Origin of the sequence: Streptomyces calidiresistens (assembly GCF_014141525.1) — a bacterium.
GTDB lineage: Bacteria > Actinomycetota > Actinomycetes > Streptomycetales > Streptomycetaceae > Streptomyces > Streptomyces calidiresistens.
In genome coordinates this window covers 1-1,864 of the sequence record NZ_VKHS01000951.1, presented here as the reverse complement: position 1 = coordinate 1,864, position 1,864 = coordinate 1, and the positions used below count along the sequence as shown (strand labels likewise).

The following is a 1,864-nucleotide window of genomic DNA, read 5'->3' as shown; positions in this document are numbered from 1 at the left end:
GCGTGAGTGGACATACCGCCCCCCAGCGTCTCACCCCCCACCCGCACCCGGCCAACCCATATCCGTGATCACGGGGGAACATCGGTGAAGGAGTCACCCGGGAGGAGGCGGATGAGGAGGACGACGCCCATCCCCCCCCGTCCCGGCCGACCCGTCCGTCCGGGGGCGCCGGAAGCCGAACCCCGACGGTGCGACGACACCCCCGTCGGAGGGCGGGGGAGGAGCGCCGCCGGCAGTGCCCGGACGCAGGGCGTGCTTCCTCCCGGGGGAACGGAACCCCGGGCCGACCCCGATGACCGCTCGCGTCCGGGACGCCCGGGTTGTTCCGGCCGGCACGACGCCCTTCACCCCGCACCGCCGGGAACGCGGTCACCGCTCCGGGGGCGGGACGTCGAACCCTCCCGTCATCGCTCCGATTCGGGGACGCGCGGGGCGCGGCGGGCGCGGAACCGCCGGTGGGCGGTGTGGCAGGCGAGCGGGGAGCATGGGCCCGGCGGTGAGCGGCCACCACGGAGAGGCACCCTGTCGGTACATCGACATCCCCGGGACCAACGGGACCGTCGAAACGATCACGGCGGGAACCGCCGTGGTCCTGTCGACGGGGCGGCCGTCCGGGAGCGGGTTCATCGGGTCGCCCCCTCGTTTCCGGGGACACGCCTCTGCCGGGGCGGACAACGAAAAGGTCCCGGACGGGATGGCGTCCGGGACATTCTTTTTCCGGTGGCTGGGGCCGGGGTCGAACCGGCGACCTTCCGCTTTTCAGGCGGACGCTCGTACCAACTGAGCTACCCAGCCACGCAGCTCACCGAGATGAACTGCAAGCGGTCCTGACGGGATTTGAACCCGCGGCCTCCACCTTGACAGGGTGGCGAGCACTCCAAACTGCTCCACAGGACCTTGGAGATGTGCGAGACCAGTCTCGCACACGGTGGTGCGTGCCCCCAACGGGATTCGAACCCGTGCTACCGCCTTGAAAGGGCGGCGTCCTAGGCCACTAGACGATGAGGGCTGGTGGCCCGCCTGACCGGCGCTTGGCCGTCGGGGACGTGAGAAGCATATGGGATAGCCGGCGGTATCGCCAAAACCTTCTCCCGCCCGGGCCCGTCGGCCGCCGGGACGGGGGGTCACGGCCGCCCCGGGGCCCGGTGGACGGGGCCGCGCCCCGTCGCGCGGTCGGGTACCGGACCGTCTCCCGCGCGGTTTCCCGCCCCGCGCACCGGTCCGCCCGGGTCGGGGTGCCGCACAATGGCGGTGTGCTGGAGATGAGCCGCGAGGAGTTCGAGGATCTCGTCAGTCAGGCGCTCGACCGCATCCCGCCGGAGTTGACCCGGCTGATGGACAACGTCGCCGTCTTCGTCGAGGACGAGCCGCCGCCCGAGGAACCCGAGTTGCTCGGGCTGTACGAGGGCACGCCCCTGACCGAGCGCGGCGAGTGGTACGCCGGGGTCCTCCCGGACCGGATCTCCGTCTACATGGGCCCCACGCTGCGGATGTGCGCGCGCGAGGGCGGGGACCGCGAGGCGGTGGTCGAGGAGGTCGAGATCACCGTCGTGCACGAGATCGCCCACCACTTCGGCATCGACGACGAGCGGTTGCACGCCCTCGGCTACGCCTGACCGGCCCGCCGGCGCGGGGCCCCGCCCCGGTCCCGGGGCGGCTCCCGCTCGGCGGTCCCGGCCGCCCGGGGCGGGCGCGTGGCCGACCGGCGCGCGGCGATGGGAACCCGCCCGCCCCCGGGCCGTGTCCCGGGGGCGGGTCCGGGCGTTGAGCAGGGCAACTCCAGCCGTTTCCCCCGGAGGTGCCCGACCCGTGCGCCCCGTCCCGTCCGTTCCGCCCGTCGGGTCCGCAGCCCGCCGTGTTCCAC

1 protein-coding gene and 3 tRNA genes are annotated in these 1,864 nt (G+C 73.5%); 1 reads left to right on the top strand and 3 read right to left on the bottom strand.

Annotation, left to right across the window (positions count from 1 at the left end; translation table 11 throughout):
- Window positions 1–721: 721 nt before the first annotated feature.
- The 3 genes from FOE67_RS24465 to FOE67_RS24455 form a co-directional block, all read right to left on the bottom strand.
- Window positions 722–795: transfer RNA gene (locus FOE67_RS24465), tRNA-Phe, on the bottom strand.
- A 27-nt stretch (window positions 796–822) separates the two neighbouring features.
- Window positions 823–897 (bottom strand) — tRNA-Asp (locus tag FOE67_RS24460).
- A 39-nt stretch (window positions 898–936) separates the two neighbouring features.
- A tRNA-Glu gene (locus FOE67_RS24455) sits at window positions 937–1,009 on the bottom strand.
- Window positions 1,010–1,253: 244 nt separating this feature from the next.
- On the opposite strand from FOE67_RS24455, the gene FOE67_RS24450 reads away from it, so the two are divergent.
- Window positions 1,254–1,616: a metallopeptidase family protein gene (locus FOE67_RS24450; RefSeq protein ID WP_182666997.1), complete on the top strand. Its 363-nt coding sequence runs from the start codon at window positions 1,254–1,256 to the stop codon at window positions 1,614–1,616.
- Window positions 1,617–1,864 lie beyond the last annotated feature (248 nt).